Consider the following 25,069-nt stretch of genomic DNA (forward strand, 5'->3'; position numbering starts at 1 on the left):
ATCCAACCCGGCTGCGCCCGCATCTGGCCGCGCCCCGTGAATTTCTGTCCGTACTGCGGCACGCAGCAGGCAGATGTGGCGCGCGGCGACGCGGCGGCGCATCGGGCGCCGCCGGCAGCGCAGGGGGCGGCTGCCGCGACGGTTCCAGCGGTGCCGACCGCTCCGGCAGCGCCGGGCACCTCCGGCATCCGGCTCGGCAAGGCAGGACGCGAGGATGCGCCCGCGCCGCCGCGCGCATCGGCGGCCACGACGGCCGCGCCGGCCGCTGCCGCCGCGCTCGCCCAGGCGCAGGGCGCGGTGAACGGGGCGGCTGCGGCCATGGGCAGGCCGTCCGGTCCGGCAGCGCCGGCGCCGCCAGCGCCGCCGGCAGCGCCCACCCCACCGCCGCGCCCCGGCGTACGCACCGGGCCGCGTCCCGCGCCCGCCCCGGACGCGCCGCCGCGGCGCCAGCCGGTGCGCCTGCGCTGGTGGCTGCTCGCGCTGGCCGTGCTGTGGGCGGTCTGGCTGGTCGCCAATCCGGCCAAGCGGCGCATCGAAAAGCAGATGGACAAGGCGGTCGCCCTGGCCGTCGCCTGCAAGCCGCGCGAGGCGCAGAGCGAGCTGATCGCCCTGCGCTCTACCCGAGCCACGCCCGAGCAGTTGCAGAAGGTGCAGCAGGCGCTCAACGAGGCGGCCGGCGACTGCACCCGCCAGCGCCAGCGCAACCAGGCCTGGCGCGAGGCGAAGGCGGCGGTCGACTCGGCGCTGGCGTCGTCCTCGGTGGAGCGGGCGCGCACGCGCCTGCGCGCCTTCACCAAACGCTGGGGCGAGGACGAGGCCACGCGCGCGTTGAAGGCGAAGATCGACGCGCGCCAGCCCGAGCATCCGCGCGCCGACCAGGTGCGATGATCCGCGTCACCCGTGAGCCGCGCGCAGCGCGCCGGGTGTATGCTGCCGGAAACAGCTTTTGACAGGAGCGACCATGAAGACGACGAACATGATCGGTGCGCCGCTGCTGGTGGCCGTGCTGGCGGTCCTGGCCGCCTGCTCGCCGCGCGACGAGGACGCGATGGGGCCGGCGCAAAAGGCCGGCAAGGCGATGGACGAGGCCGGCGACAAGGTGGCGCGCGAGCTGCGCGCGCCGCTCGAGAAGGCCGACGAGGCCGCGCAGCGCGCGGTCGAGCGCGCCGAAGAGGCGCGCGACCGGCTGGCCGAGCGTACCGAGGAAGCGCGCGAGAAGATCAAGGACGCGACCGCCGAGGCCGGGCGCGGGTTGGAAAAGGCCAGCGTGAAGGTGGGCGAGAAGGTCGAGCGGGCCGGCGAGAAGATGCAGGAAGCGGCGCGCTAGGGTTTGTAGGGTGGACACCCGTGTCCACGCGGTCTCACCGGGTGATCGGACGAGGCCTTCGAGAAACTCCTGGTGTTCGAGGGGCGGAGGCTACCGCTTCACGGAACGACATATCAAACGCCGTGCCGCATGGGTTCAAGAACCCACCCTACGAAAACCCGGGAAGTAGGGTGGGTTCTTGAACCCACGCGGTCTCATCGCCTGATGAGACGAGACCTCGAGAAAATCCGGGTGATCGAGCGGATCTGGGGCTAGCGCTTGACGATGCGATATCGCACGCGCCGTACCGCGTGGACACAGGTGTCCACCCTACGACCCGAAACCCGAACCCGGAAACCGGGCGACATCATCCCGCCGCCTTCAACTCCTGCCACCCCGCCGTCACGATCGACATGTCGACGAACCCGGCGCGCCAGGCCTGCTCCAGGTTCTGCTCGATCTCTTCCATCGAGGTCTGGTCGAAGCCGGCGAAGCCGCGCACGCCGTAGGCGCGGTTGCGGCCGTGGCCCTTGGCCATGTACAGCGCCATGTCGACCAGGTTGACGGCACGCTCCCACGGCAGCGGCTGGCCCGCGGGCGCGAGCGGGTAGGGCGCGAAGCCGATCGACACGTTCGCCGTCAGCGTGATGTCCTGGTGGACGATGTGGGTCTCGGCGATGCCGCTCAGGAGGCGGCGCGCGACCTCGTCCAGGCCGCTGCGCGGGATCGCCGGCAGGAAGGCCAGGAATTCCTCGCCGCCCCAGCGTACGATCATGTCGGTCTCGCGCAGGATCTCGCGCAGGCTGGCGGCGATCCTGATCAGGACCGCGTCGCCGGCCGCGTGGCCGTAAGTGTCGTTGATGTGCTTGAAGTGGTCGACGTCCATCAGGAACAGGGCGCTGACCATCTCCTCGCCCGAGGTGCCGGCGCCGCGCTTGTCCAGCAGCTGGTGGGTGCGCATGAAGTCCTGGAAGTGACGGCGGTTGTACAGCCCCGTCAGCGGGTCGCGCACGCTTTGCTGCTTCAGCTCCTGGTTCTTTTCGTGCAGCTGGGCGTTGGCGTGGCGTACCTTGCGGTACAGCAGGCCGACGATCACCGAGACCAGCGCGAACACCACGATCAGGAGCGCCCAGATGCGCTGCTGCAGGCGGCGGTTGTCGATCTCGGCCGACTTGACCTGGTTCTCGCGCTCCAGCAGTTCGATCTGGCGCTGCTTCTTGTCGGCGTCGTACTTCTCCTGCAGCTCGAGCATCGCCTTCTGGCGGCGCTTCTCGAACAGCTCGTTCGACAGGGTGCGCTCGCGGTGGTAGGCCTTGATGGCGGCGGCATAATCGCCGGCACGTTCGAGCGCCTCGCCGTATTCGAGCAGCACCCCCTGCAGTTCCGGCTTGTCGCCATTGCGTTCGTACTCCGCCAGGCCGGCCTCGAAGCTCGCCTTGCCTTCGGCCAGGCGCCCGGTGGCGAGGTAGGCCTGGCCGAGGTTAATGCGCGCCGTCGCCAGCGCCGCGTTGTCGTTCAACGCCTGCGCCGCCGCGATCGCCTGCTGCGCATATGCGCTCGCCTTGCGGTAGTCGCGCATCTTCAGGTAGCCATCCGCCAGGTTGATCAACGAATAGGTTACCAGCGAATGCGCGCCGATCTTGCGCTGCAGTTCGAGCGCGGCCATCTGCGCCGCCAGCGCGCGCCCCATCTGGCCGACATTCACCGCCAGGCGATACTCGGTTGACTTCAACTGGGCCATGCGGCCCGGCGAATCGGCCTTCTTCGCCACCTCGAAGGCCTCGGCCAGGGTCTCGAAACCCTTGTCGTACTCGCGCATATGGGAGTACAGGTTGGCCAGCGCATTCAGGACGATGGCCTGGTGGATCGCGCCGCCGTGCTCGCGGGCGTAGGCCAGGGTGGCCTGCATTTTTTCCAGCGCGCGCGGGAAATTGCCGTCCTCGGAGAAAGCCTGGGCCGCGTTCACGCCCACGCGCACGCGCAGCTCGATGTCGTTGGTGGTGTTGGCGAGGCGCTCGGCTTCCCAGGTCAGGTTGTGCGACAGCGCCAGCTCGTTCTGGGCGTACATGATGTAGCTCTTGCGCACCAGGCCCTTGGCCAGGGCGGCGTTATTGCCGCTGCCGCGGCCGAGCGCGATCAGTTCGTCGCAGGCCGCCAGCGCCTTGTCGATCTGGCTCAGGGCGTGGTAGGCGCCGCACAGCTGCGCCAGCATCTCGCCCTTGTCCTCGACCGATCCGGCGCGTGCTTCCTGCTCGATCTTCAGGAGCATCGGTAGCGCGCGCTCGGGAACGAAACGGTTGATCTCGCGGATCTCGGCCAACCGGGTCTGCAACGGGCCGTGGCCCTGGGCGCCGGCGACCGAGGATGCCAGCAATAGCGTTGCCAGCAGCACGGCGCGATGCTGTCGTGGTTGTCTCGTCGTTCTCGCTGCCGGCATAGCTATCCCGATGTAATTATGCGTTTCTCATAAGATCAACGCCATCGAGCATTATATGCGTGTTGCTTAATAGAAATTTCACTTTTTTTGCTTGAATATAGCAAAAAAGCCACGCTAAAACGGCAATATTGGCAACTGCTCATCCCACTCTCGCGCGGCCGGCGCGGGCCGCGCGGGCGGCCTTACACTGCCAGCTGCTGCAGCATGTACAAGCGCTGGTACAAGCCGTTCTCGATCCGCATCAGTTCCTCGTGCGGGCCGGATTCGGTGATGCGCCCGTGGTTCAGCACCACGATGCGGTCGGCGTCGCGGATGGTCGAGAGCCGGTGCGCGATCGCGATGATCGTCACCTTGCCGCGCAGCTCGACCAGGGCCTGCTGCACGATCTGCTCGGTGGCCGAATCGATGCGCGAAGTCGCCTCGTCGAGCAGCAGGATGCGCGGCTCGCCGGCCAGTGCGCGCGCGATCGCGATCAGCTGCTTCTGGCCCGAGGACAGGCGCGAGCCGCCTTCGCCGAGCGAGGTCTCGTAGCCATCTTCGAGCGCGGCGATGAAGCCGTGGGCATGCGCAGCGCGCGCCGCCGCCTCGATCCGCTCCTGGGGCAGGCCGCGTCCCATGTCGATGTTCTCGCGCGCCGAGGCCGCCAGGATGAAGGGATCCTGCGGCACCAGGCCGACCTCGTTGCGGAAGCGCTCGTTGTCGATGCCGGCGATCGGCTCGCCGCAGATCTCGATCTGCCCGTGTTCTGCGACGTAGTAGCGCAGCAGCAGCGACAGCAGGGTCGACTTGCCGCTGCCGGTGTGGCCGACGATGCCGTAGAAGGCGCCCTGCGGGATGTCGAGCGAGATATCGTGCAGCACGTTCTGGCCCGGCACGTAGGCGAAGTCCAGGTGCCGCACGCGCACCGCCGGCGCGTGCGGCGCTACCGCCGGCCGTGCACCCGTTGCCCGTCCCGCCGCATGCTCGTCGGCACTGGCCTCGTCCAGCAGGGCGGCCACGCGCGCGCTCGCCACCACCGCCTGCTGCAGGCCGCTGAACTGCATCGTGATCTGGATCAGCGGCTCGACCACGCGCGCGATGTAGCTGATGAAGGCGTACAGGATGCCGACTTCGACCGCGCCGATCTCGCGCCGGCCGAAGGCGAAGATGACGACCGCCAGCAGCGCCACGTTGAGCAGGTCGAGGGCGGGGCGCAGCAGCAGGGCGTTGACGCGGATCTCGGCGATGCGCGCCTGGTAGTGGCCGTCGTTGGTGTTGGCGAAGCGCTCGCCGAAGCGGCCCGCCGCATTGCTGGCCTGGAGCACGGTCATGCCGCCGATCGACTCGGCCATCTGGGCGTTGATGTCGCTGCGCAGGGCCCGCGCGCGCGTCACCGCCGGCGCCGACAGGCGCTGGTAGAGCCAGACGATCACCAGCACCGCCGGCAGCAGCGCCAGCACGATCGTCATCAGGCGCCAGTCGAGCCAGGCCATGGCGACCGTGGTGCCGAGCAGGACGATGGTGCTGTCGAGGATCGAGAACAGCACCTGGATGTAGAGCTTCTTTACGGCCTCGGTGTCGTTGGTCACGCGGCTGACCAGCTGGCCGGTGATCGCCCGGTCGAAGAAAGCCATCGGCAGGCGCAGCACGTGGCCGTAGACCCACTCGCGCAGGCGCTGCACCGAGCGCATGGCCAGGCCCGACAGGCGCACCAGCTGCAGGTAGCGCAGCCAGGTCGAGATCCAGCCGGTCAGCAGCACGCCGGCCAGCAGCAGGCCCATGCGCGTCCAGTCGGCATGGCGCGGCACCAGGTGGTCGTCGATCAGGGCCTTGCCGAGGATCGGGCCCATGACCTCCAGCGCGGCGGCGATGACCAGCCAGAAGGTGGCCCATTTCAAATGCCTGATGTCGGGCCAGGCGGCGCGGCGCAGCAGGTCCGCCGCGCGTTTCGCTTCGGCGCGCCCGGCCTTTTCCACGGTTTTCTGTTTTTCTTCAGCTGGCATCGATGCTGGCCTCCAGTTGTTGGTAGCGCCACTGGCTGGCATACCAGCCGTCGCGCAGCAGCAGGGTTTCGTGGTCGCCCGATTCGACCACGCGGCCGTCCTTCAGCACCACGATCAGGTCGGCGTTGACCACGGCCGACAGGCGGTGGCTGGCGATGATCGCGGTCAGTTCCGGGCGCGAGGCGCGCAGCTCGGCCAGGTGCTCGAGGATGCGCGTCTCGGTGCCGGTATCGACCGCCGACAGGGCGTCGTCGAGCAGCAGCAGCGCGCTGTCGGCCAGCAGCGAACGCGCGATCGCGACGCGCTGGCGCTGGCCGCCCGAGAGCGTGATGCCCTTTTCGCCGACCGGCGTGTCGTAGCCCTGCGGGAGACGCAGGATGTCGTCGTGGATCGCGGCCATCTTCGCGGCCTCTTCGACTTCGAGGCGGCTGGCGCCCGGGCGCGCGAGCGCGATGTTTTCGGCGATGCTGGCCGAGAACAGGAAGGATTCCTGCGGCACCCAGCTGGTCGCCGCGCGCAAGGCCGCCAGCTTGTAGTCTTCCAGCCGGTGACCACCCCAGGTGACCTCGCCCTGTTGCGGCTCGGCCTGGCGCAGCAGCACGCGCAGCAGGGTCGATTTGCCGGCGCCGGTGGCGCCGACCAGGCCCAGGGTCATGCCGGGGCGCAGCGCCACCGAGACCTTGTCCAGCGCCGGCTGGGCCGCGCCGGCATACGTGAAGCTGACCTCGCGCAGCACCAGCGGGCCGTCCTCGATCTGCTCGATGCGGCCCTCGTCGACCACGGTCAGCGGCGCGTCGAGCATCGGCTGCAGGCGCGCCAGGCCGGCGCGGCCGCGCTCGATCAGGGACAGCACCCAGCCGGCCGCGAACATCGGCCAGATCAGCTGGCCGAGGTACATGGTGAAGCTGGTCAGCGCGCCGATGGTGAGCTGGTCCTGCCAGACCAGGTAGCCGCCCAGGCCGAGCGTCAGGGTGCTGGCGGCGGTGAGCGTCAGGCCGACCGCCGGCTCGTAGGCCGCTTCCCATTTCTGGGCCGCGAGGCTGGCTTCGGAGGCCTTGCCGGCCAGTTCGCCGAACTGGCCGGCACTGCGCGCTTCCAGGCCCAGGGCGCGCAGCGTGCGCACGCCCGACAGCGATTCCTGCACGTGGTCGTTCAAGTCGGAAAAGCGCTTGAGCGAATCGGTCTCGGCGGTATGGATGTGGCGCGAGATGTACCAGAAGGCCAGGCCCATCAGGGGGAAGGGCAGCAGGGCGATCAGGGCCAGCCGGTAGTCGACGCCGAGCAGCATCACGCCCAGCACCATCACCAGGGTCAGGGTGCCGTCGAAGCCGGCCAGCATCGCTTCGCCGGCGGCCATCTCGATGGCGTCGATGTCGTTGGTGCCGAGCGCCATCAGGTCGCCGGTACGCTGCTTCTGGTAGAAGGCCGGTCCCTGGCTCGACAGCCTGGCGTACAAGCGCATGCGCAGCTCGACGCCGAGGCGGTAGGCGGCCGAATACAGGCGCACGCGCCAGCACACGCGCAGGACGTAGATCGCCACGCCCAGCGCCAGCAGCTGGGCGATTCCGACCATCAGGTCGTGCTGCGACAGGCGGTGCGCGGCCAGGCCGTCGATCATCGCGCCGACCTTGCGCGGCACCCACACGCTGCACACCGCGACCCCGATCAGCATCGCCGCGGAGGACGCGTATGCCTTCCAGTGGCGCAGCACGAAGCTGCCCACCAAGCTCGCTAGACTCATTGGAATTCCTTGCTTTGCGCCCGCAAAAAGAAAGCGGGCCGAAGCCCGCTAGTTTACTTTCTTTACCCGCAAGACGCAGCGCGGGTGCCCTTAGGCATTATTCCAGCATCAGCTTTGCTTCTTGCGGCCACGGCCGCTGCGGATTTCCGTGACCTTGGGCGCCCCGTGCGCGGGAGCGGCGACCGGCGGCGTGGCTTCGACCGGTTCGATCTTCGGGATTTCGATCTCGACCGCGACCTCGACCGGCACGCTGGCGGCGACCGGGTGCGGCGGCGCCAGCGGCACCTCGAGCGCTTCGCTGGCGGCCCTGGCGATCGCCGTCGGCGCGACCGGCGGGGCGACGTCCGAGGTCACGACGGGCGAGCTGTCGGGCGCGGTCTCCGCGGCCGATACCGATACGTGGGCGGCCTGCGCGGCCGGGACCGGCGCGGTAGCCGACGCGGTATCCGATGCGGTCTCGGACAGCACCGCGGCGGCGCTGGCAGCGACCGCCGCCGTGGCGTCGCCGACGATTTCCGCTTCCTTCAGCGGCGCGGCTTCGACCGCCGCCGGGGCGGCCAGTGCGCCTGGCGCCACCGGGTAGGTCTGCAGGCCGATGCCGCGCAAGCCGGTGGCGATGCTGAACAGCTCGCGGCCATAGTCGAACAGGGTGCGCAGCTGGTGCTGGCCCTGGGCGCCGATATTCAGGAGGTCGCGTGGATCGCGCATGGCCAGCAGCTGGCGCATGGCGCTCGAGGAATGTTCGACCGCGGCGCGCGAGGCGTCGAGGTTCAGGGCGAGGACGCGGCCGGTGCAGTCGAGGGCTTGGTCGCCCAGGACGCGCAGGAGCTGGAATTGCTTGTCGATCTGGGTCTGGCGTGCTGCGTGGAACTGTTCTGGAAGAGAAATCATCGGAATTCCTTATCGTTCGGTTATGGCGCACTGCAACATATCCTAGTGTAGCCCTGATGCAGAGTGTTGAAAAGAACAATTTGGTGGTGTCGCGTTCACGCAATCTTGCGCTGCAGCATTGTTACAAAGTGACACGCTAATCGGCTTTGCAGGTGACCGGAAATCGCTACAATGAAGCAACGACCTCAGGAGCGGCCATGGACCTTGTGATTCGCAACGCCAGTTTGCCGGACGGACGCACCGGCATCGATATTGCCGTGCGGGATGGACGCATTGCGGAGGTCGGCCCGGCGCTGGCGCTGTCGTTCCTGGGCCAGGCTGCGCGCGAGATCGATGCCGGCGGCGACCTCGTCACGCCGCCCTTCGTCGACGCCCATTTTCACATGGATTCCACGCTCAGTTATGGAATGCCGCGCGTCAACGCGTCTGGCACCTTGCTGGAGGGTATTGCGCTGTGGGGCGAGCTCAAGCCGCAACTGGTCCAGGAAGCGCTGGTCGAGCGGGCCCTGCAATATTGCGACTGGGCGGTGGCGCGCGGCCTGCTGGCGATCCGCACCCACGTCGACGTCTGCGACGACCGCCTGCTGGCGGTCGAGGCCCTGCTCGAGGTGCGGCGCCGCGTCGCGCCCTGGCTCGACCTGCAACTGGTGGCATTCCCCCAGGACGGCCTGCTGCGCAGCCCGGGAGCCTTCGACAACCTGAAGCGGGCGGTTGCGATGGGTGTGGACGTGGTGGGCGGCATTCCGCATTTCGAGCGCACCATGGCGCAAGGGGCCGAGTCGGTGCGCCTGCTGTGCGAGTTCGCGGCCGACCAGGGCCTGCGCGTGGACATGCATTGCGACGAGACCGACGATCCGCTGTCGCGCCACATCGAGACCCTGGCCTACGAGACCTGGCGCCTGGGCCTGCAGGGCAGGGTGGCCGGTTCCCACCTGACCTCGATGCATTCGATGGACAACTATTATGTGAGCAAGCTGCTGCCGCTGATGCGCGAGTCCGGCGTGGCGGCGATTGCCAACCCCCTCATCAACATCACCCTGCAGGGCCGCCACGACACCTACCCGAAGCGGCGCGGCATGACCCGCGTGCCCGAGCTGCTGGCCGCCGGCATCGACGTCGCCTTCGGCCACGACTGCGTGATGGATCCCTGGTATGGCCTGGGCTCGGGCGACATGCTGGAAGTGGCCCACATGGGCCTGCACGTGGCGCAGATGACCGGGCAAGAAGCGATGCGCCAGTGCTTCCTGGCCGTCACCGAGACCCCGGCCCGCATCCTCGGCCTGGAAGGCTATGGCCTGGCGCCGGGCTGCCATGCCGACTTCGTGCTGCTCGACGCCGCTACCCCGGTCGAGGCGATCCGCCTGCGCGCGGCGCGCCGGCTGGTGGTGCGGCGCGGCGCGGTCGTGGCCGAAGCGCCGGCCGCGCGCGCCACGCTGCGCCTGCCGGGCCGGCCCGCCACGGTCGACTTTCGTATCGGACGCTGAAGCGTGCCGAGCCGGTGCTAGAATCGCCAGCCCATGCAGTTTCGATAAGCATTATTTCACCCGTGAAAGATATTCAGATCCGCCCCGCCACCAGCGCCGATTTCGACGCGATGTGGACCATCTTCAGCGCCCACGTCGCCGCCGGCGAGACCTACCCCTTCGGCCCCGACATCACGCGCGAGAGCGCGTACGCCTATTGGCTGGGCCCGAACGTCACCGCGCGCGTGGCCGTGCTCGGCGAACGCGTGCTGGGCATGTACCGGATAGTGCCGAACCAGCTCGGGCGCGGGCACCACGTGGCGAACGCTTCCTACATGGTCAGCCCGAATGCCCAGGGCGTGGGCGTGGGCCGCATCCTCGGCGAGCACAGCCTGGACGAAGCGCGCAACCAGGGCTACCTGGCCATGCAGTTCAACTACGTGGTGAGCACCAACAGCGCCGCCGTGATGCTGTGGAAGAAGCTCGGCTTCTCCATCGTCGGCACCCTGCCCAAGGCCTTCCGCCACAAGCGCCTCGGCTACGTCGACGCCTACGTCATGTACCAGTTGCTGCAGGACCCGGACCACTGGCCTACCGCAGACGAATAGCGTCGCACCGTACGGTGGGTACTCGTACCCACCAGGCACAACCGATGACGATCGAAACACGGAAATCGCCACGGCGCACGCATTTTTGGCTGTGTGCGGTGCAGCACGGAAGCTGTCCAATCCGGTGGTAGGATAAGGGAGACCCTTAGTCACATTCGAAAGCCCTGCCGCGATGCCGATCAACGAGCCAGACCAGAACGCTGCCTTCTACGTGGTGCTCAACGCCGGCTCCGGCCATGCCGAGACCGAGCTGCGCTGCTCGACCATCCGCGACGTGCTGGCCGAGGCCGGCCGCACCTGCCATCTCCACGTCGTCGACGACGCCGCCGAGTTGGGCGACACCGCGCGCCGCCTGGCGGAAGAAGCCAGGCGTAACGGCGGCGTGCTGGTGGCCGCCGGCGGCGACGGCACCATCAATACCGTCGCCCACCAGGCCGTGCTGCAGGGCTGCGTGTTCGGCGTGCTGCCCCAGGGCACCTTCAATTACTTCGGCCGCACGCACGGCATTCCCGAGGACCTGGCCGAGGCGGTGCGCGCCCTCGTCACCTCGACCGTGCAGCCGGTGCAGATCGGGATGGTCAACGACCGCATCTTCCTGGTGAACGCCAGCGTCGGCCTGTATCCGGCCCTGCTCGAGGCGCGCGAGCACGACAAGCGCCAGTACGGGCGCAGCCGCGTGGTCGCGATCCTGTCGGCGCTGAAGACCGCGCTCGGCCGCCACCGGCCTTTGCGCATCGCGCTCGAGACCGAAGGGCAGGTGCGCAAACTCCGCACCGCGACCCTGTTCGTCGGGAACAACCGGCTGCAAATGGAGCAGGTCGGCATGGAACCGCTGACCACGGCGGTCGAGGACGGCGAGCTGGCCGCGATCGCGCCGCGCCGGGTCGGCAAGCTCGGCATGCTCGGGCTGCTGCTGCGCGGCGCCCTGGGACGCCTGGGAGAGGCGCCGAACGTGGTCGCGTTCTCGTTCAAGCGCCTGACGGTCAAGCATGCCCGCCTGTCGCCGCGGCGCACCGTGAAGGTCGCCACCGACGGCGAGGTGACGCGCATGCCGATGCCGCTGGAATTCCGGGTGCTGGAAGGGCGCCTGGCGCTGCTCAAGCCGTTGAAACCGGACAGCCAGAGCCAGCGCGCCGCGGCTTAATTCACCCGCTGCATCCGCACGCCGTAGACGTCGATGCGGTTCCACGGACCTTGCGTGCCGCCCGCGCCGCTGAAGCTGGCATTGCTCTCCAGGTAGCTCATGTTATAAAAATCGCTCATGCGCAGGCTGTAGGCGCCCGGCCGCAGGCGCGCCGCCAGCGGCGTCGACAGCACCGTCGGCGTGCCGGTCCTGTCGAACTTCGCCTGCGGCAGCTGGACCACGCCTTCGGCCACGGTCCTGCCTTGCGCGTCGCGCAGCGCCAGCCATTTGACGCCGTTGCTGATGCCCAGGTTGATCTGGTTGGCGCCGTTGTGATACCGGACCTGGATGCGGTAGTCGCCGGCCTCGGCGACCTTCAGGCCGCTCACCTCGAAACGGTCCGCCGGCTGGCCCCAGTCGGCCAGGCGCGGCGCGCCGAAGCGGCCCGCGGCCGGGGTGACCGTCAGGTTCGATGCCACGCGCGCATCCGTTACCGCGATCTCGTCCGCCGGCGCGGCGCAGCGCGGCACGCTGTGGTGGCTGCGGTTGCCCGATGCGCTGAACTGCGCTTCCACCGCATAGCAGGCGAAGGGCGCCGCGTCGCGGTCGGTCCAGGCGCCGGCCGGCAGCCCGGCAGCGACCAGCTTGCCGTCGCGGTAGACGTTGTAGACGGTGCCGGCGCTGCTTTCACTGCGGCCGCCGCTGCCGATGACCAGGCGCGCGCGCCTGTCCTTGCCCAGTTCCAGCGCGTCGATCGCCGGCTCGCGCGGCGCGAACACGGCTGGGGATTCGACGTAGGGATCGGCGTTCACGCGGCGGATGGCGCTGTCGCCTTCCACCAGCGCGCCCAGCTTCACGTCGATCATGTCGCCGTCGCGCAGCGTCGACCAGGGAATCGTGGCAGCCGCCGGTGCGCCGTTGTGCAGGATGGCCGCGACCCGGTAGTAGCCGTTGCCCTGGCTCGCGGCAGGCAGCAGCAGGCGCACGGCGATGCGCTGGCCGCGCAGGCGCAGGTTGTGCAGGGTGGCCTGGTCGGTCGAGCCGAAGGTCTCGCGCCGCAGCTTCGCCGTCACGAAGGGGCGCAGGGCGATGCCCTCGTCGCGCGCCGACACCCCGAACACGTTTTCGACCACCATGCCGAGGTAGGCGCCGACCGACCACAGTTGGCGCCGCGAATTGATCACCGGCCCGATCAGCTCCGGATGCCGCTCGTCGAGCAGCAGCGGCTGGCCCGAGAGCCATTCGAGGTTCTCCATGTTCGAGATGTTCAGCGCCGCGCCGCGCATCAGCGAGTCGTAGGCGGCATCGGCCACGCTGGCGTTGCCGCCGAGCGCGGCCGCCTTCAATCCATAGCCGGTGACGAAGGGCCACATGGCGCGGTTATGGTAGACCGGCGCGCCCTGCTGCTGGGGCCAGATCACGGGCGGCCCCATCGGGCCGTGCGGATAGCGCGCCAGGATGCTGCGCGCCTGGCCGGGGTCGGCGATGCCGGTGATGATCGCCAGCGACTGGCCCAGCCAGTCGAACTTGTGCAGCGGCGCGCCGTCGAAATGGGCGGCGGTGAGGCTGCTGTACATGCCGGCGTCCGGCAGCCACAACTTCTTGTTGATCGCCTGCTTCAGGTCCGCCGCCCAGGCGTCGTAGCGGGCGGCGCGCGCCGTGTCGCCCTGTTCGCGCGCCAGCTTCGCGGCCAGCGTCAGCGCCTGGTAGTGGGTGGCGTTGGTCGAGACCGCCTTGGCGCTGGACATCGAGGCCAGGTCGTCGACGATCCAGCTGGCATAGCTCTGGTCGCGCCAGTCGAGGAAGCTCTGCTCGCCCGTGTACAGGCCGTCCTGCGGATCGAAGGCGGCGACGCGGTCGATCTCGATCGTGTTCGCCAACGCCCGCAGCGCCCGCGCGGCAAAGGCGGCGCGCTCGGCCGGGGGCAGGGTGCGCAGCACCTCTTCGGCCGCGAAGGCCCAGGTGACGCGGTCGGTGCTGACCGGCCAGCTGCCGCCGCTGCCGGTGTCCTGCACGATCTGCACACCGTCCTTCGTGCCCGGCACCTGCGGCGCTTTCGTGACGCCCTGGCGGTAGGCGGCCAGCTTGAAATCGAGCGAGTTGCGCACCCGCGCCGGGTCGAGCAGGGCCAGGCCGAGGTCGGCCGCGTAGGACAGGTCGCGGGTCCAGACGTAATGCCACTTTTCGCCGGTCTCGAAGCAGTCGCAGGGAATCGCGGCGCCGCCGTTGTAGTTGCCGTCGCGGATGGCGCTGACGGCGTCCTGGGCCATCTCGCTGCCGGCCAGCGCGAACAGCGCGTCGAAGGCAAGGTTGCCGCTGCGGGTGTAGGGGCGGTCCGCTCTTTCCGAATACGTGGCGTGCTGGGGCACCGGATCGCGCAGCGCCAGCGTGGTCGAATGCGTGTAGCTGCGCAGCTCGGCTTCCGGGTCGACCAGCGAGAAGCGCGCCTGTTCCTGCTTGCCGTCCCAGGTGGGCCAGGCCAGGGTGGCGACGCGCGCGCGGCCGGCGCGCGGGTCTGCGTTCGAAGCCGCAGCAAGAGGCGCCAGCCGCGTGACGCGCAGCAGCGGCGCGGCCGGGTTGCGGGCATCGACCGTGAAGCGGTAGGTCGCCGTGCTGCGCACGAACAGGTAGTCCTCGGGGCCGGCCTGGGTCTCCAGGCGCAGCGCCTGGTCGGGCTGCACGCGCACGCTCTTGCCGCTATCGAGCACCCATTCCTGGCTCCAGTCGCGGCTGCCGATCTTGAAGCCGTGGTTGCCGGGGCCGATCAGCACCTCGGCTGCATAGACGCCGTCGCCCTGGTACTGGAGCTGGTGCTCGGTGCCCCAGCCGTTGAAGCCGCCGCGCACGAAAAACTCCTGGCGCAGCGGGCCGGGATCGGCTGCGACGGCGGCCGCGGCGTTGGCGAAGAAGGCTGCACCGAGCAGCCAGTGCGAAGAGACCATGCGTGCTCCTGTCAGCGGTATTCGTTGCGTTCGACGATGCCGCGCAGGACATCCTGGCCGCGCAGCATCGGGAAGTCCTGGCTACGGTAGACCTTCGGCCGCGCGAAGTCCAGCTTGCCGATGGCCGCGGCATGCGAGGGACGGGCGGCTTGCGCTGCCAGCGCGCGGCCGTCGAGCTGGGCGCGTCCGCCGGCGATCGCCAGCGTCGCCGCCTTGCCCGGTTCCAGGGTGAAGGCGGCCTGCGAGCGGCTCTTGTCCGGGTTCAGGTAGATCATCCGCAGCGTGCGCGCCGTCTTGCCGCGCAGGGTGAAGGTCCAGTTTTCGCCGCCTTTGGCCCGCTTGAAGTCGACGTCCAGGGCTTCGTCCACGCCGAACGGCAGGACCGCGCCGAAATCGCGCCAGCCGGCCGGAATGGCCGGCTCGAACACCAGCGTATCGGCAAGCAGGTCGGGACGGAAGCCGACGTAGTCCTGGTAGGCGTTGCGCGCGTACTCGGCCACGCTCCAGGACTGGGCGAAGGTGCCGGTCGGGGTCAGGCTGCCGTCTTCGCGCGGCAGGGCGTCGAGGTTTTCGCTCATGCTGCCCAGGGTCCCCAGGCCCAGGATCTGGGCGCCCAGGTTCTGCGTGAGCGGCCAGCTCAGGTCCTGGTAGCCGAAGCGGTTCAGGGCGGTCACCGTAAAGCCGGCGTTCCAGCCCCAGATCGTGCCGTTGTGGTAGGCCGCGTCCTTGTGGTGGAAGGCCGGGTTCTCGTGGCGCGGGTGGAAGTAGACGTCGTCCTGGGCCAGCGAGGCGATGCCGTAGGGGTAGAGCAGGCCCGACACCGCATTCCTGGTCACCTTGGCCTGCACCTCGCCCGGCACGAAGTCGTCGAAGGGAATCGAGGCCAGCATCAGCTGGTTCGGGCGCAGCTTGGTGTCGCGGCTGCCATCCATGCGCAGGCGGTCGGCCATGGTCTTGCCGTCCCAGAAGCGGCGCAGGAAGCTGGCCTGCACCTTGGCCGCCAGCGCCGACCATGCGCGCGCGCGGGTGTCGTCGCCGGTCTGGCTGGCCAGCATGGCGCCGGACTGCAGCGCGGTGTACCACAGGGCCTGGATCTCGACCGCGTGCGGGCCGCGGTCCGACCAGGGTTGATGCGTCGGGTTCTCGACGCGCGCATCCATCCAGGTATCGGACGCGGCATGGCGCAGCAGGCCGTCCGGGTCCATGTAGTTGGCGATCGCGCCCTCGAAGTAGGGCACGGCCAGCTTGTACATCTCGGCGGCGAAGGCGCGGTCGCCGGTGTAGCGGATGGTCTCGATCGCCTCGCGCAGCATCCAGGGCGTGCCGTCCACCGTGTTGTAGATGATCTCGGAGGGTGAGACGCGGTTCGGGATGCGGCCGTAATCCTTGTCGCGCGGCGTGCGCAGGTTCTGGTAGCGCGCGAAGTTGGCCAGCACGGCCTTGGCGGCGGCGAAGTCGCCCGCCACCAGCAACGTGCCGGGCAGGGCGATGAAGGTGTCGCGGCCCCAGTTCTCGCGGAACCAGGGCAGGCCGGCCCACATGCCGGCGCCGTATTCCTCGACCACGAACATGCGCGCCGAGGCCTTGGCCCAGTTCAGGGCCTTGTTGTATTCAAGGTCGCTGGTGGTGAGGTAGCTGCGCGTCAGCGCCTCGTACGTCACCCGGCGCTCGGCGGCGATCGCGTCGCCCTTGACCAGCGTGCGCGCGCGTGCGGCCGCTTCGGCGGCGGTGGCGCCGAAGGCGGCGATCACGGTGAACGACGTCGCGGGCGCCTTCGTCGCCAGCGTCAGGTCTTCGCGCAGGACGAACGGCCGGTCGGCGGCGAGCGCCATGAACATGGCCGCGCCCTTGCCGGGCGCCACGGCGACGATGCCGTCGGCCTGGGTCACGCTGCCCGCGGTCTTGAGCAGGGGGCGCAGCGCCAGCGTCGCGTCCTTCGTGCTGCTCACGCGCAGCGCCAGCGCCTGCTGCTTCGAGAGCAGCGCCAGCTCCTCGCGCGCGCCGTTCGCGTAGCGCACGCGGTGCCCCCAGGGCAGCACTTCCTCGCTCCCGCCCGTGCGGTCGTTCTGCACGCCGTCGGCGAAGCTCATGTAGTTGTGGAAGACGGTGCCGCTCTTGAAGACGTAGCCTTCGCCCTTGTCGTAGCTGTGGGTGAAGGCCTCGAAGTAGCCGGCCAGGTTGTCGCCGGCGACGAAGCGCGCCTGTTGGCCGGGTTTGGCATGGATGGCCATGGCGTCGAAGAAGGCGTCGACGCCGGGCTTTTCCACTGCGCCGGCGCTGCCGAACGAGAAGGAGAGGGCAAGGGCGAGCGAGCGTGCGAGTACGGAAGTTTTCATCATGCCTCCGGCAGTCCTGGAAGTTCGATCACGACGACCGACTTCGGCGCCAGGCGCAGTTCGCGGCCCAGGCCGACCGTCTTCCCGCTCAGGAAATCGACGCCGGAAGGGGCGCCCTTGAGCATCTCCTGGAAGCGCGCGGTGGGCAGGGTCATCGGTTTATCGTTGTTGTTCATGGCGACCATGATGCGTTTGTCCTTGTTATATCGGAAGTAGACCCAGGTGTTCTCCTCGGGGCCGAAGTGCATCAGGCGCCCGTTGTGGATGACCGGCTGGTTCTTGCGCCAGTTGGCAAGCTTGCGCACCAGGTCCTGCGCCGCGCGCTGCTGGCTGGTGAGGCCGGCGCCGCTGAAGGCATTCGCCTTGTCGCCCGCCCAGCCGCCGGGAAAGTCGCGGCGGTAGCTGGCGTCGTCGCGGCCTTTCACCGTGCTGGTCATCAGGATCTCGTCGCCGCTGTAGAACTGCGGGATGCGCGGCATCGTCATCAGGAACACCAGGTTCATGCGCCAGCGGTCGAAGTCCTCGCCGGCGGCGCTGAACATGCGCGCCATGTCGTGGTTGCCGCCGAAGAGCACGAGGTTCTGCGGCTCCGGATACAGGTAGTCGAGCGAGAGCGTCTCGTAGACCTCGTTCAGGCCGTTTTCCTCGCCGGTCTTCGAGAGCGCATTGCGCATCGCATCGACCAATGGAAAATCCATCAGGCTGGGCAGGTGGCTGGTGTAGCCGTCGAAGTTGGCCTTTCCGCGCTGCCAGCGCGCCACGACGGGAACGCGCGTGCTCCATTCCTCGCCCACCATGTTCAGGCGCGGGTACTCGGCCATCAGGCGCCGGGTGTACTCGGTCAGGAAGGCGCCGTCGGAATAACCATAGGTGTCGATGCGCAGGCCGGACAGGCCGGCGTACTCGATCCACCAGATGTTGTTCTGGATGAGGTAGTTGGCGACCAGCGGATTGGTCTGGTTCAGGTCCGGCATGCCTTCGACGAACCAGCCCTTGGTGAAGTTCTCGCTGTCGGCCTGCGCGGCATACGGGTCCTGCACGGCGACGCGGTGGTGCTGGGTCGGAACGAACTTGCCGCCGTAGTTGATCCAGTCCGGCGTCGGCAAGTCCTTCATCCACCAGTGGTGCTTGCCGATGTGGGACAGCACCACGTCCTGGATCAGGCCCATGCCGCGCTTCCTGGCCTCGGTCGACAAGCGCACGAAGTCCTCGTTGCTGCCGTAGCGCGGGTCGATCCTGTAATGGTCGGTGGCGGCGTAGCCGTGATACGAGTACGCCGCGGCGTCGTTCTCGACCAGCGGCGTCGGCCACAACTGGGTAAAGCCCAGGCCGGCGATGTAGTCGAGGTGGTCGATGGTGCCCCGGATGTCGCCGCCGTGGCGCCCGCCGCCATGCCTGCGGTCGGCCTGCTCACGCATCCCGGCCACGTTGTCGTTCGACGGGTCACCGTTGGCGAAGCGGTCCGGCATGATCTGGTAGATGGCGTCGCCCGGCCCGAAGCCCTGGCGCTGCGCCGAGCCCTGTTCGCGCGCCAGCAGCCGGTAGCGATAGCGTTCGCTGCGGCCATCGCCCTTGAACACGATGTCGAAGCTGCCCGGCTGCGCCTCGGGGCCGATCTCGAGGTCGACGAACAGGTAGTTCGCATTCGGCACCCGGGTGGTCGAGACCAGGCGCACGCCCGGATAGTCGAGCGCCGCTTCCATGCGGCCGATGTCCCTGCCGTGGACCATCAGCTGCAGGCCCTTGTGCTGCATGCCGGCCCACCAGAAGGGCGGTTCCATGTGTTCGATGGCGGTCGGCGCAGCGGCAAAGGCGCCGGCGCAGCTGGCGGCAAGGAAAAGTGTTGCAAAAGAACGTCTCATGGCGGACTCGGCAAGAAATGGAGGGCTGCGTGGGGCGCAGGCGGCTGGAGAGGTAGTTTCGCTACATATTATTGGTCGGATACGCCGTTGGCGTCCGGTTGTCTCTCTATTATTGGGGGAGCATACTATAGCGCTGCCCATGGGACAATGCGGATGAGTTGCTAGTTTAAGTACATACTGACGGACTTGCGGTTGTCGGTAAGTACATCGGTGGGATTCGCGAGGCGGCCGCGGGCACAAGCGTCAAGACCATTCGGTTGACGTTTGGATCACAGAAAGATGCTGAGGGGCGCACCAAGCTGGTGCGTTCCTGCACTCATGTGGTGAAAAGTAAGCGGTTTGTAGTCCGACTACACCCGTGCATACGGTGTTCTGTAGCCCGAATACAACGTTCTTCTATTTTCATTCTATACAATAGAGAGAAAGCCTGCGGTTCGCCGTAGTGTCAAGCAACTCCCGTTGACAGTGCATCTAGTTTTAGTACAGAATCGTTGACAGAACGTCTAAAAAAGACGTTGGTTTGGATCCCGTGCCGTGGCTCTGAAGCTGTTTCCGGGAAATTATGTAGTTCTGACTGAGGGGACAAATGAAAATTTTCGCAAACAAGCGCGCTGCGAACACGGCAGGCCTTGTATTCCAGCTGAGCCCGGTTGCAACCGGCTGCGCCATCTTCGTGACCGCTATGGCGGGTAATGCCTACGCGCAAACCGCCGTCACCGAGCCGGCCGCCGAAGCGCCGATCCAGACCGTGCAGGTCACGGGCATTCGCCGCGCCATCGAGGACGCCATCACCGTCAAGCGCGATGCCACCGGCATCGTCGAAGCCATTTCCGCCGAAGACATCGGCAAGCTGCCGGACATCTCGATCGCCGAGTCGCTGGCCCGCCTGCCGGGCCTGTCGTCGCAGCGCGTGAATGGCCAGGCGCAGCAGATCAGCATCCGCGGCACCTCGGGCGACCTGTCGACCGCGCTGCTGAACGGCCGCGAGCAGGTCAGCACCAGCGCCAACCGTACCGTCGAATACGACCAGTACCCGTCGGAGCTGATCAACGGCGTCACCGTGTACAAGACCTCGGACGCCGGCGTCGTCGGCCAGGGCCTGTCGGGCACGGTCGACATGCAGACCATCAAGCCGCTGTCGCTGCGCGAGCGCGCGATCAGCGTCAACGTGCGCGGCGAAAAGAATTCCAAGGGTTCGGTCAGCGCCGGTTCGCCGGACACCGGCAGCCGCATCAGCGCGTCCTACGTCGACCAGTTCGCCAACCGCACCATCGGCGTGGCGATCGGCTACGCGCGCCAGGACAAGCCGAACGTCTCGGAAACCTTCGAGACCTGGGACTGGGTGGACGCCACCGTCAACGGCCAGACCGTCAAGGTACCGAAGGGCATCAAGGCCCTGGCCGTCACCGGCGACCAGGTGCGCGACGGCCTGATGGGCGTGCTCGAATACCGTCCGAACCGCAATTTCACCTCGACCATCGACGCCTACCACTCGCGCTTCGACCAGGAAGAGATCCGCCGCGGCATGGAAATCCCGATGAAGGATGACGGCACCGTCAGCTTCGCCAACCCGACCATCGTCAACGGCGTGATGCGCGCCGGCCTTGCCAACGACGTCAACCCGGTGGTGCGCAACAACCGCATGACCCGCGAGGACAAGCTGACCGCGATCGGCTGGAACAACCGCTTCACCTCGGGCGACTGGGTCGGCGTCATCGACCTGAGCCACTCGAAGGCCGACCACAAGGAAGAGCTGGTCGAGATCAACGCCGGCCGCCAGGCGCGCCAGACCCTGGGCTTCGACTACACGGGCGGCGGCGCCATTCCCGCGCTGAACCTGTCGGGCACCTACGATAACCCGAACGACATCCGCATCGGCGGCCAGTTCGGCGAAGGCTACGTCAATGCCCCGAACCTGACCGACAAGCTGAACTCGGCCCGCGCCAGCGTCGAGTACAAGTTCGCCGACGGTCCGTTCAACAGCGTCGAAGTCGGCTTCAACGTCTCCAAGCGCTCGAAGGAAAAAGAGCACCTGGAAACCGGTTTCAACAAGATCGGCGACGGCAGCTTCGCCGCCAACGTGATCAACGGCTCGCAAAGCCTGTACGCGCTGCCGAACACCCTGAGCTGGGACATCAACGGCGTGCTGGCCCAGAACTTCGGCCCGTACACCCCGTCGATCCTGGTGCCATGGGGCGCGACCAAGAACTGGAGCATCGACGAGAAGGTCAAGACCGGCTACGTCAAGCTGAACATCGACACCGAGCTGATGGCCATGCCGCTGCGCGGTAACGTCGGCGTGCAGGTCGTCAAGACCGACCAGAGCTCGACCGCCAACACGCTGCGCGCCTGGCCGTTCGCCGACCTGGTCCCGCTGACCGACGGCAAGTCGTACACCGACTACCTGCCGAGCCTGAACCTGGCCTGGACCCTGCCGAACGAGCAGGTGGTGCGCCTGGGCCTGGGCAAGACCCTGGCACGCGCCAAGCTCAACGAGCTGAACGCGGCGCTGGAAGTCGGCCTGACCCAGCAAAGCACCGGCACCCCATGGGGCAACGGCGGCAACGCCCAGCTCGATCCGTGGCGCGCCTCGCAGATCGACCTGTCGTACGAAAAGTACTTCGGCAACAAGGGTTATGTGTCGGCCGCAGGTTTCTACAAGGACCTGAAGTCGTACATCTACAACATCACCATGCCGCGTGACTTCTCCGAGTACCGCCTGGAAGGCGCGACCAGCGACATCGGCACCATGAGCCAGCCGCGCAACGGCGAAGGCGGCCGCCTGTCGGGCCTGGAGTTCGCGGTCTCGACCCCGCTGGACATGATCCACCCGATGCTCGACGGCTTCGGCATCACCGCCAACGCCTCGTTCACCAGCAGCCAGATCACCATCGAAGACCAGCGCTTCGGCGGCATGGACATCCCGCTGCCGGGCCTGTCCAAGCGTGTCTTCAACGTGACCGGCTACTACGAGAAGGATGGTTTCTCGGCCCGCGTCAGCCAGCGTTATCGCAGCGACTTCGTCGGCGAGATCGGCGGCATCGGCGGCGCCAACGAACTGACCTTCGTGAAGGCGGACAAGGTCGTCGACCTGCAGCTGGGCTACGACTTCCCGCAAGTCAAGGGTCTGTCGGTGCTGTTCCAGGTCAACAACCTGACCGACACCAACTTCGAGACCTATGCCGGCACGAAGGACCGTCCGCGCGGCTACACGAAATATGGCCGCCAGATGCTGCTCGGCCTGAACTACAAACTGTAAGAGTAAGTGCGATAAACCTACTGCGCGTCGGATTGCCGGCCTGCGATGCTCGCTGTACAGCCGTACAGCTGCGCTTCTCGGCCAGCACTCCTTCCGCTCGCTACGGTTTCTCGCACTTACTAAGCTGCCCCGGCAGCACTAGCGAGCCCTTGCAGGCAACCATGCCTGCAGGGGCTTTTTTCTATTGCAATATCGGCGACGCAAGCCAATCGGCCCACGTCTGCCTGGGCGACGGTGTAAACTATCGCTTTCGCATTAATTTAAGAGCAACTCATCCATGTCTGACACCCCCATCCCATCGTTTTCCGACCTGAACCTCCCGGCGCCCATCCTCAAGGCGCTGAAGGACGTCGGCTACGAAACGCCGTCGCCGATCCAGGCCGCCACCATTCCCCTGCTGATGGAAGGCCGCGACGTGCTGGGACAGGCGCAGACCGGCACCGGCAAGACCGCCGCCTTCGCGCTGCCGGTCCTGTCGCGCATCGACACCAAGCAGAGCGCGCCGCAGGCGCTGGTGCTGGCGCCCACGCGTGAACTCGCGATCCAGGTGGCCGAAGCCTTCCAGAGCTATGCCGCGCACATGAAGAGTTTCCACGTGCTGCCGATCTACGGCGGCCAGAGCTACGGCCCGCAATTGTCGGCCCTGCGCCGCGGCGTGCAGATCGTCGTCGGCACCCCGGGCCGCGTGATCGATCACATCGAAAAGGGTTCGCTCGACCTGTCGCAGCTGACCACCCTGGTGCTGGACGAGGCCGACGAGATGCTGCGCATGGGCTTCATCGACGACGTCGAGCACATCCTGCAGCAGACCCCGGAACAGCGCCAGATCGCGCTGTTCTCGGCCACCATGCCGCCGGCGATCAAGCGTATCGCCAAGACCTACCTGCGCGATCCGGCCGAAGTGACGGTCGCCGCGAAGACCGGCACCGCCGAGAACATCACCCAGCGCTACTGGCTGGTAGCCGGCATGCAGAAGCTCGACGCGCTGACCCGCATCCTTGAGGCCGAGCCCTTCGACGGCATGATCATCTTCGCCCGCACCAAGCTGGGCACCGAGGAACTGGCGACCAAGCTGCAGGCGCGCGGCTTCGCGGCGACCGCCATCAACGGCGACATGGCCCAGCAGCAGCGCGAGCGCACCATCGAGCAGCTCAAGAACGGCAAGATCGACATCCTGGTCGCCACCGACGTCGCCGCGCGCGGCCTGGACGTGGACCGCATCAGCCACGTCATCAACTACGACGTGCCGTCGGACCCGGAGAGCTACACCCACCGCATCGGCCGCACCGGCCGCGCGGGACGCAGTGGCGAGGCGATCCTGTTCATCACCCCGCGCGAGCGCGGCCTGCTGAAAGCCATCGAGCGCGCCACGCGCCAGCCGGTGTCGCCGCTGACGCTGCCGACCGTGAAGGCGGTCAACGACGTGCGCATCGCGAAATTCAAGGACCAGATCACCGAGACCCTGGCCGCGGGCGGTCTGGAGCAGTTCCGCTCCCTGATCGAGGAATACGAGCGCGAGCAGAACGTGCCGGCGGTCGACATCGCCGCCGCGCTGGCGAAACTCGGCCGCGGCGACGTGCCGCTGCTGCTGGAAAAGCCGGACCGCGAAGCGCGTCCGGCGCCCGCCTGGGAAGACCGTCCGGCGCGCGCCCCGCGCGAAGGCGGCTGGGAAGAGCGTCCCGCGCGTGCGCCGCGCGGCGATACCTGGGAAGAGCGTCCGGCGCGCGGCCAGCGCGAGTTCGGCGTGAAGAAGGAACGCGTGATGCGCGATCCGGAGCCGGGCATGGCGACCTACCGCATCGAAGTCGGCCACGCGAACGGCGTCAAGCCGGGCAACATCGTCGGGGCGATTGCCAACGAAGGCGGCATCGAGTCGAAGTACATCGGCCGCATCGAGATCTACGACGACTTCACCACGCTCGACCTGCCGGACGATTTGCCGAAGGACCTGGTCGACCACCTGAAGACCGTATGGGTCGCCGGCCAGCAGCTCAACATCACGCGCGACGGCGAGGAAGCACCGCCGCCGAAAAAGGCCGGCGCACCGAAGAAGTCCTTCGGCGCCGAGCGCCGCATGGCGGAGAAGCCGGGTTTCAAGAAGCCGCGCAAGGGCTGATTGGACTGCGGCTTGCGCCGCAGGGTGGACCGGGCCGCGCGATGCGCCTGTGTCCACGCGGTGTCGCCACATGAAAGCCGGCGCCCCGACCGCGAGTCCGGGGCGCCCACCCTACATTACATGCGTGGCCCGGTTCATCCTGCGTTACTGCGCAAACATCCACAACAACGCCTCGCGCAGTTCCCCGCTCCAGAACGCCTCGTTGTGTTCCGCCCCCGGCACGATCTTCAGCACCGTATTCGCCGCCGGATGCCCGCTCTTCTTGACCACGGCCGCCATGCGCTCGACGTCCGGCACCATGGTCCCGCCTTCCTTTTCTCCCATCAGCATGAACAGCCGCGCATCCTTCGGCACCGGGTGTTGCGTCATGAAGTCGAACGCGGGTTGCGCCGTCCAGTAGGCGGGCGAGAACACGCCGGCCTTGCCGAACACTTGCGGATACCGGGCGATCGCGTAGTGCGAGGCCAGGCCGCCCATCGAGCTGCCCATGACGGCCGTGTGGGCGCGGTCGGGCAGGGTGCGGTACTTGCCGTCGATGAGGGGCTTGAGCACCTTGACGATGAAGTCGGTGTATTCCCGCCCCTCGCCTGCGCCGAATTGCGCGTGCGGCCAGGCGTTCAGCTCCGTCATGCGCTTTTCCAGGCCGTTGTCGATGCCGACCACGATCAGTTCCAGCCTGCCTTCCTTCGCCAGCGCGTCGAGCGTCTCGTCGACTTTCCATTCGCCGGCGTAGGCGGTCGCTTCGTCGAACAGGTTCTGGCCGTCGTGCATGTAGAGCACCGGGTAGCGCTTGTTCGAGGTGGCGTAGCCCGGCGGCAGATACAGGCGGACCTGGCGCTTGCGGTCCAGGCCCGGCATGTCCAGCAGCTCGGGCAGAAGGCTCACGCCGGGCAGGGCGGTCGAGGCCTTGCGCGGCGCCGTGTCGGCGGCCGCGGCGAGGACAGGGGCGGCCAGCAACATGGCCAGGCACAGCGGCGAGAGCAGGCGGCGCAGTGGGTGCATG

General features: G+C 67.8%; 15 protein-coding genes. 7 read left to right on the forward strand and 8 right to left on the reverse strand.

Annotation, left to right across the window (positions count from 1 at the left end):
• Nucleotides 1-36 precede the first annotated feature (36 nt).
• Nucleotides 37-888, forward strand: a complete 852-nt coding sequence (locus tag RT688_RS06595; protein ID WP_313704048.1) for a hypothetical protein — start codon at nt 37-39, stop codon at nt 886-888.
• 73 nt (nt 889-961) lie between these two features.
• Nucleotides 962-1,327 (forward strand): hypothetical protein, encoded by a 366-nt coding sequence (locus RT688_RS06600; protein ID WP_313704049.1) that lies wholly within the window; start codon nt 962-964, stop codon nt 1,325-1,327.
• Nucleotides 1,328-1,673: 346 nt separating this feature from the next.
• Here the strand turns inward: RT688_RS06600 and RT688_RS06605 are convergent, their stop codons facing one another.
• From RT688_RS06605 to RT688_RS06620, 4 genes are all read right to left on the reverse strand, one after another.
• Nucleotides 1,674-3,698, reverse strand: coding sequence for a GGDEF domain-containing protein (locus RT688_RS06605; RefSeq protein WP_313704050.1), 2,025 nt, complete (start codon nt 3,696-3,698; stop codon nt 1,674-1,676).
• Nucleotides 3,699-3,925: 227 nt separating this feature from the next.
• Complete coding sequence (locus RT688_RS06610; RefSeq protein ID WP_313704051.1) at nt 3,926-5,725, reverse strand: ABC transporter transmembrane domain-containing protein; 1,800 nt, start codon at nt 5,723-5,725, stop codon at nt 3,926-3,928.
• The gene (locus tag RT688_RS06615; RefSeq protein ID WP_313704052.1) at nt 5,715-7,466 is read right to left on the reverse strand and encodes an ABC transporter ATP-binding protein; all 1,752 of its coding nucleotides are present in this window, start codon (nt 7,464-7,466) and stop codon (nt 5,715-5,717) included. The genes RT688_RS06610 and RT688_RS06615 overlap by 11 nt, the downstream gene beginning before the upstream one ends.
• A 108-nt stretch (nt 7,467-7,574) precedes the next feature.
• Nucleotides 7,575-8,357 carry a phasin family protein gene (locus RT688_RS06620; protein WP_313704053.1) on the reverse strand — a complete coding sequence of 261 codons (783 nt, stop codon included), beginning with the start codon at nt 8,355-8,357 and terminating at the stop codon, nt 7,575-7,577.
• A gap of 197 nt (nt 8,358-8,554) precedes the next feature.
• On the opposite strand from RT688_RS06620, the gene RT688_RS06625 reads away from it, so the two are divergent.
• From RT688_RS06625 to RT688_RS06635, 3 genes are all read left to right on the forward strand, one after another.
• Nucleotides 8,555-9,841, forward strand: coding sequence for an amidohydrolase family protein (locus RT688_RS06625; protein WP_313704054.1), 1,287 nt, complete (start codon nt 8,555-8,557; stop codon nt 9,839-9,841).
• Nucleotides 9,842-9,903: 62 nt separating this feature from the next.
• Entirely contained in the window at nt 9,904-10,428 is a 525-nt protein-coding gene (locus tag RT688_RS06630) for a GNAT family N-acetyltransferase (protein ID WP_313704055.1), read from the forward strand.
• A gap of 172 nt (nt 10,429-10,600) precedes the next feature.
• Complete coding sequence (locus tag RT688_RS06635; protein WP_313704056.1) at nt 10,601-11,572, forward strand: diacylglycerol kinase family protein; 972 nt, start codon at nt 10,601-10,603, stop codon at nt 11,570-11,572.
• On the opposite strand, the gene RT688_RS06640 is transcribed toward RT688_RS06635, so the two are convergent.
• From RT688_RS06640 to RT688_RS06650, 3 genes are read right to left on the reverse strand one after another with little or no spacing between them, the layout of a single operon-like run.
• Nucleotides 11,569-14,493, reverse strand: coding sequence for an MGH1-like glycoside hydrolase domain-containing protein (locus tag RT688_RS06640; protein WP_313704057.1), 2,925 nt, complete (start codon nt 14,491-14,493; stop codon nt 11,569-11,571). The genes RT688_RS06635 and RT688_RS06640 overlap by 4 nt on opposite strands.
• 11 nt (nt 14,494-14,504) lie before the next feature.
• Entirely contained in the window at nt 14,505-16,829 is a 2,325-nt protein-coding gene (locus RT688_RS06645; protein WP_313704058.1) for an amylo-alpha-1,6-glucosidase, read from the reverse strand.
• On the reverse strand, nt 16,829-18,691 hold the full coding sequence (locus tag RT688_RS06650) for a glycoside hydrolase family 13 protein (protein WP_313704059.1): 1,863 nt from the start codon (nt 18,689-18,691) through the stop codon (nt 16,829-16,831). The genes RT688_RS06645 and RT688_RS06650 overlap by 1 nt, the downstream gene beginning before the upstream one ends.
• Nucleotides 18,692-19,277: 586 nt before the next feature.
• On the opposite strand from RT688_RS06650, the gene RT688_RS06655 reads away from it, so the two are divergent.
• Together RT688_RS06655 and RT688_RS06660 are read left to right on the forward strand one after the other, a co-directional pair.
• On the forward strand, nt 19,278-21,950 hold the full coding sequence (locus RT688_RS06655) for a TonB-dependent receptor (RefSeq protein ID WP_313704060.1): 2,673 nt from the start codon (nt 19,278-19,280) through the stop codon (nt 21,948-21,950).
• A gap of 277 nt (nt 21,951-22,227) precedes the next feature.
• Nucleotides 22,228-24,066, forward strand: coding sequence for a DEAD/DEAH box helicase (locus RT688_RS06660; protein ID WP_313704061.1), 1,839 nt, complete (start codon nt 22,228-22,230; stop codon nt 24,064-24,066).
• A gap of 144 nt (nt 24,067-24,210) precedes the next feature.
• Here the strand turns inward: RT688_RS06660 and RT688_RS06665 are convergent, their stop codons facing one another.
• Entirely contained in the window at nt 24,211-25,068 is an 858-nt protein-coding gene (locus RT688_RS06665; RefSeq protein WP_313704062.1) for an alpha/beta hydrolase, read from the reverse strand.
• Nucleotide 25,069: the final 1 nt, after the last annotated feature.

This window comes from Massilia sp. (assembly GCF_032106685.1).
Taxonomy (GTDB): Bacteria; Pseudomonadota; Gammaproteobacteria; order Burkholderiales; family Burkholderiaceae_D; genus Telluria.

What these genes read in the sequence shown, in the direction of transcription:
- RT688_RS06640 (WP_313704057.1), bottom strand. Translation starts at nt 14,493, where the DNA reads ATGGTCTCTTCGCACTGGCTGCTCGGTGCAGCCTTCTTCGCCAACGCC.
- RT688_RS06600 (WP_313704049.1), top strand. Translation starts at nt 962, where the DNA reads ATGAAGACGACGAACATGATCGGTGCGCCGCTGCTGGTGGCCGTGCTG.
- RT688_RS06660 (WP_313704061.1), top strand. Translation starts at nt 22,228, where the DNA reads ATGTCTGACACCCCCATCCCATCGTTTTCCGACCTGAACCTCCCGGCG.
- RT688_RS06655 (WP_313704060.1), top strand. Translation starts at nt 19,278, where the DNA reads ATGAAAATTTTCGCAAACAAGCGCGCTGCGAACACGGCAGGCCTTGTA.
- RT688_RS06610 (WP_313704051.1), bottom strand. Translation starts at nt 5,725, where the DNA reads ATGCCAGCTGAAGAAAAACAGAAAACCGTGGAAAAGGCCGGGCGCGCC.
- RT688_RS06620 (WP_313704053.1), bottom strand. Translation starts at nt 8,357, where the DNA reads ATGATTTCTCTTCCAGAACAGTTCCACGCAGCACGCCAGACCCAGATC.
- RT688_RS06645 (WP_313704058.1), bottom strand. Translation starts at nt 16,829, where the DNA reads ATGAAAACTTCCGTACTCGCACGCTCGCTCGCCCTTGCCCTCTCCTTC.
- RT688_RS06615 (WP_313704052.1), bottom strand. Translation starts at nt 7,466, where the DNA reads ATGAGTCTAGCGAGCTTGGTGGGCAGCTTCGTGCTGCGCCACTGGAAG.
- RT688_RS06635 (WP_313704056.1), top strand. Translation starts at nt 10,601, where the DNA reads ATGCCGATCAACGAGCCAGACCAGAACGCTGCCTTCTACGTGGTGCTC.
- RT688_RS06650 (WP_313704059.1), bottom strand. Translation starts at nt 18,691, where the DNA reads ATGAGACGTTCTTTTGCAACACTTTTCCTTGCCGCCAGCTGCGCCGGC.
- RT688_RS06665 (WP_313704062.1), bottom strand. Translation starts at nt 25,068, where the DNA reads ATGCACCCACTGCGCCGCCTGCTCTCGCCGCTGTGCCTGGCCATGTTG.
- RT688_RS06625 (WP_313704054.1), top strand. Translation starts at nt 8,555, where the DNA reads ATGGACCTTGTGATTCGCAACGCCAGTTTGCCGGACGGACGCACCGGC.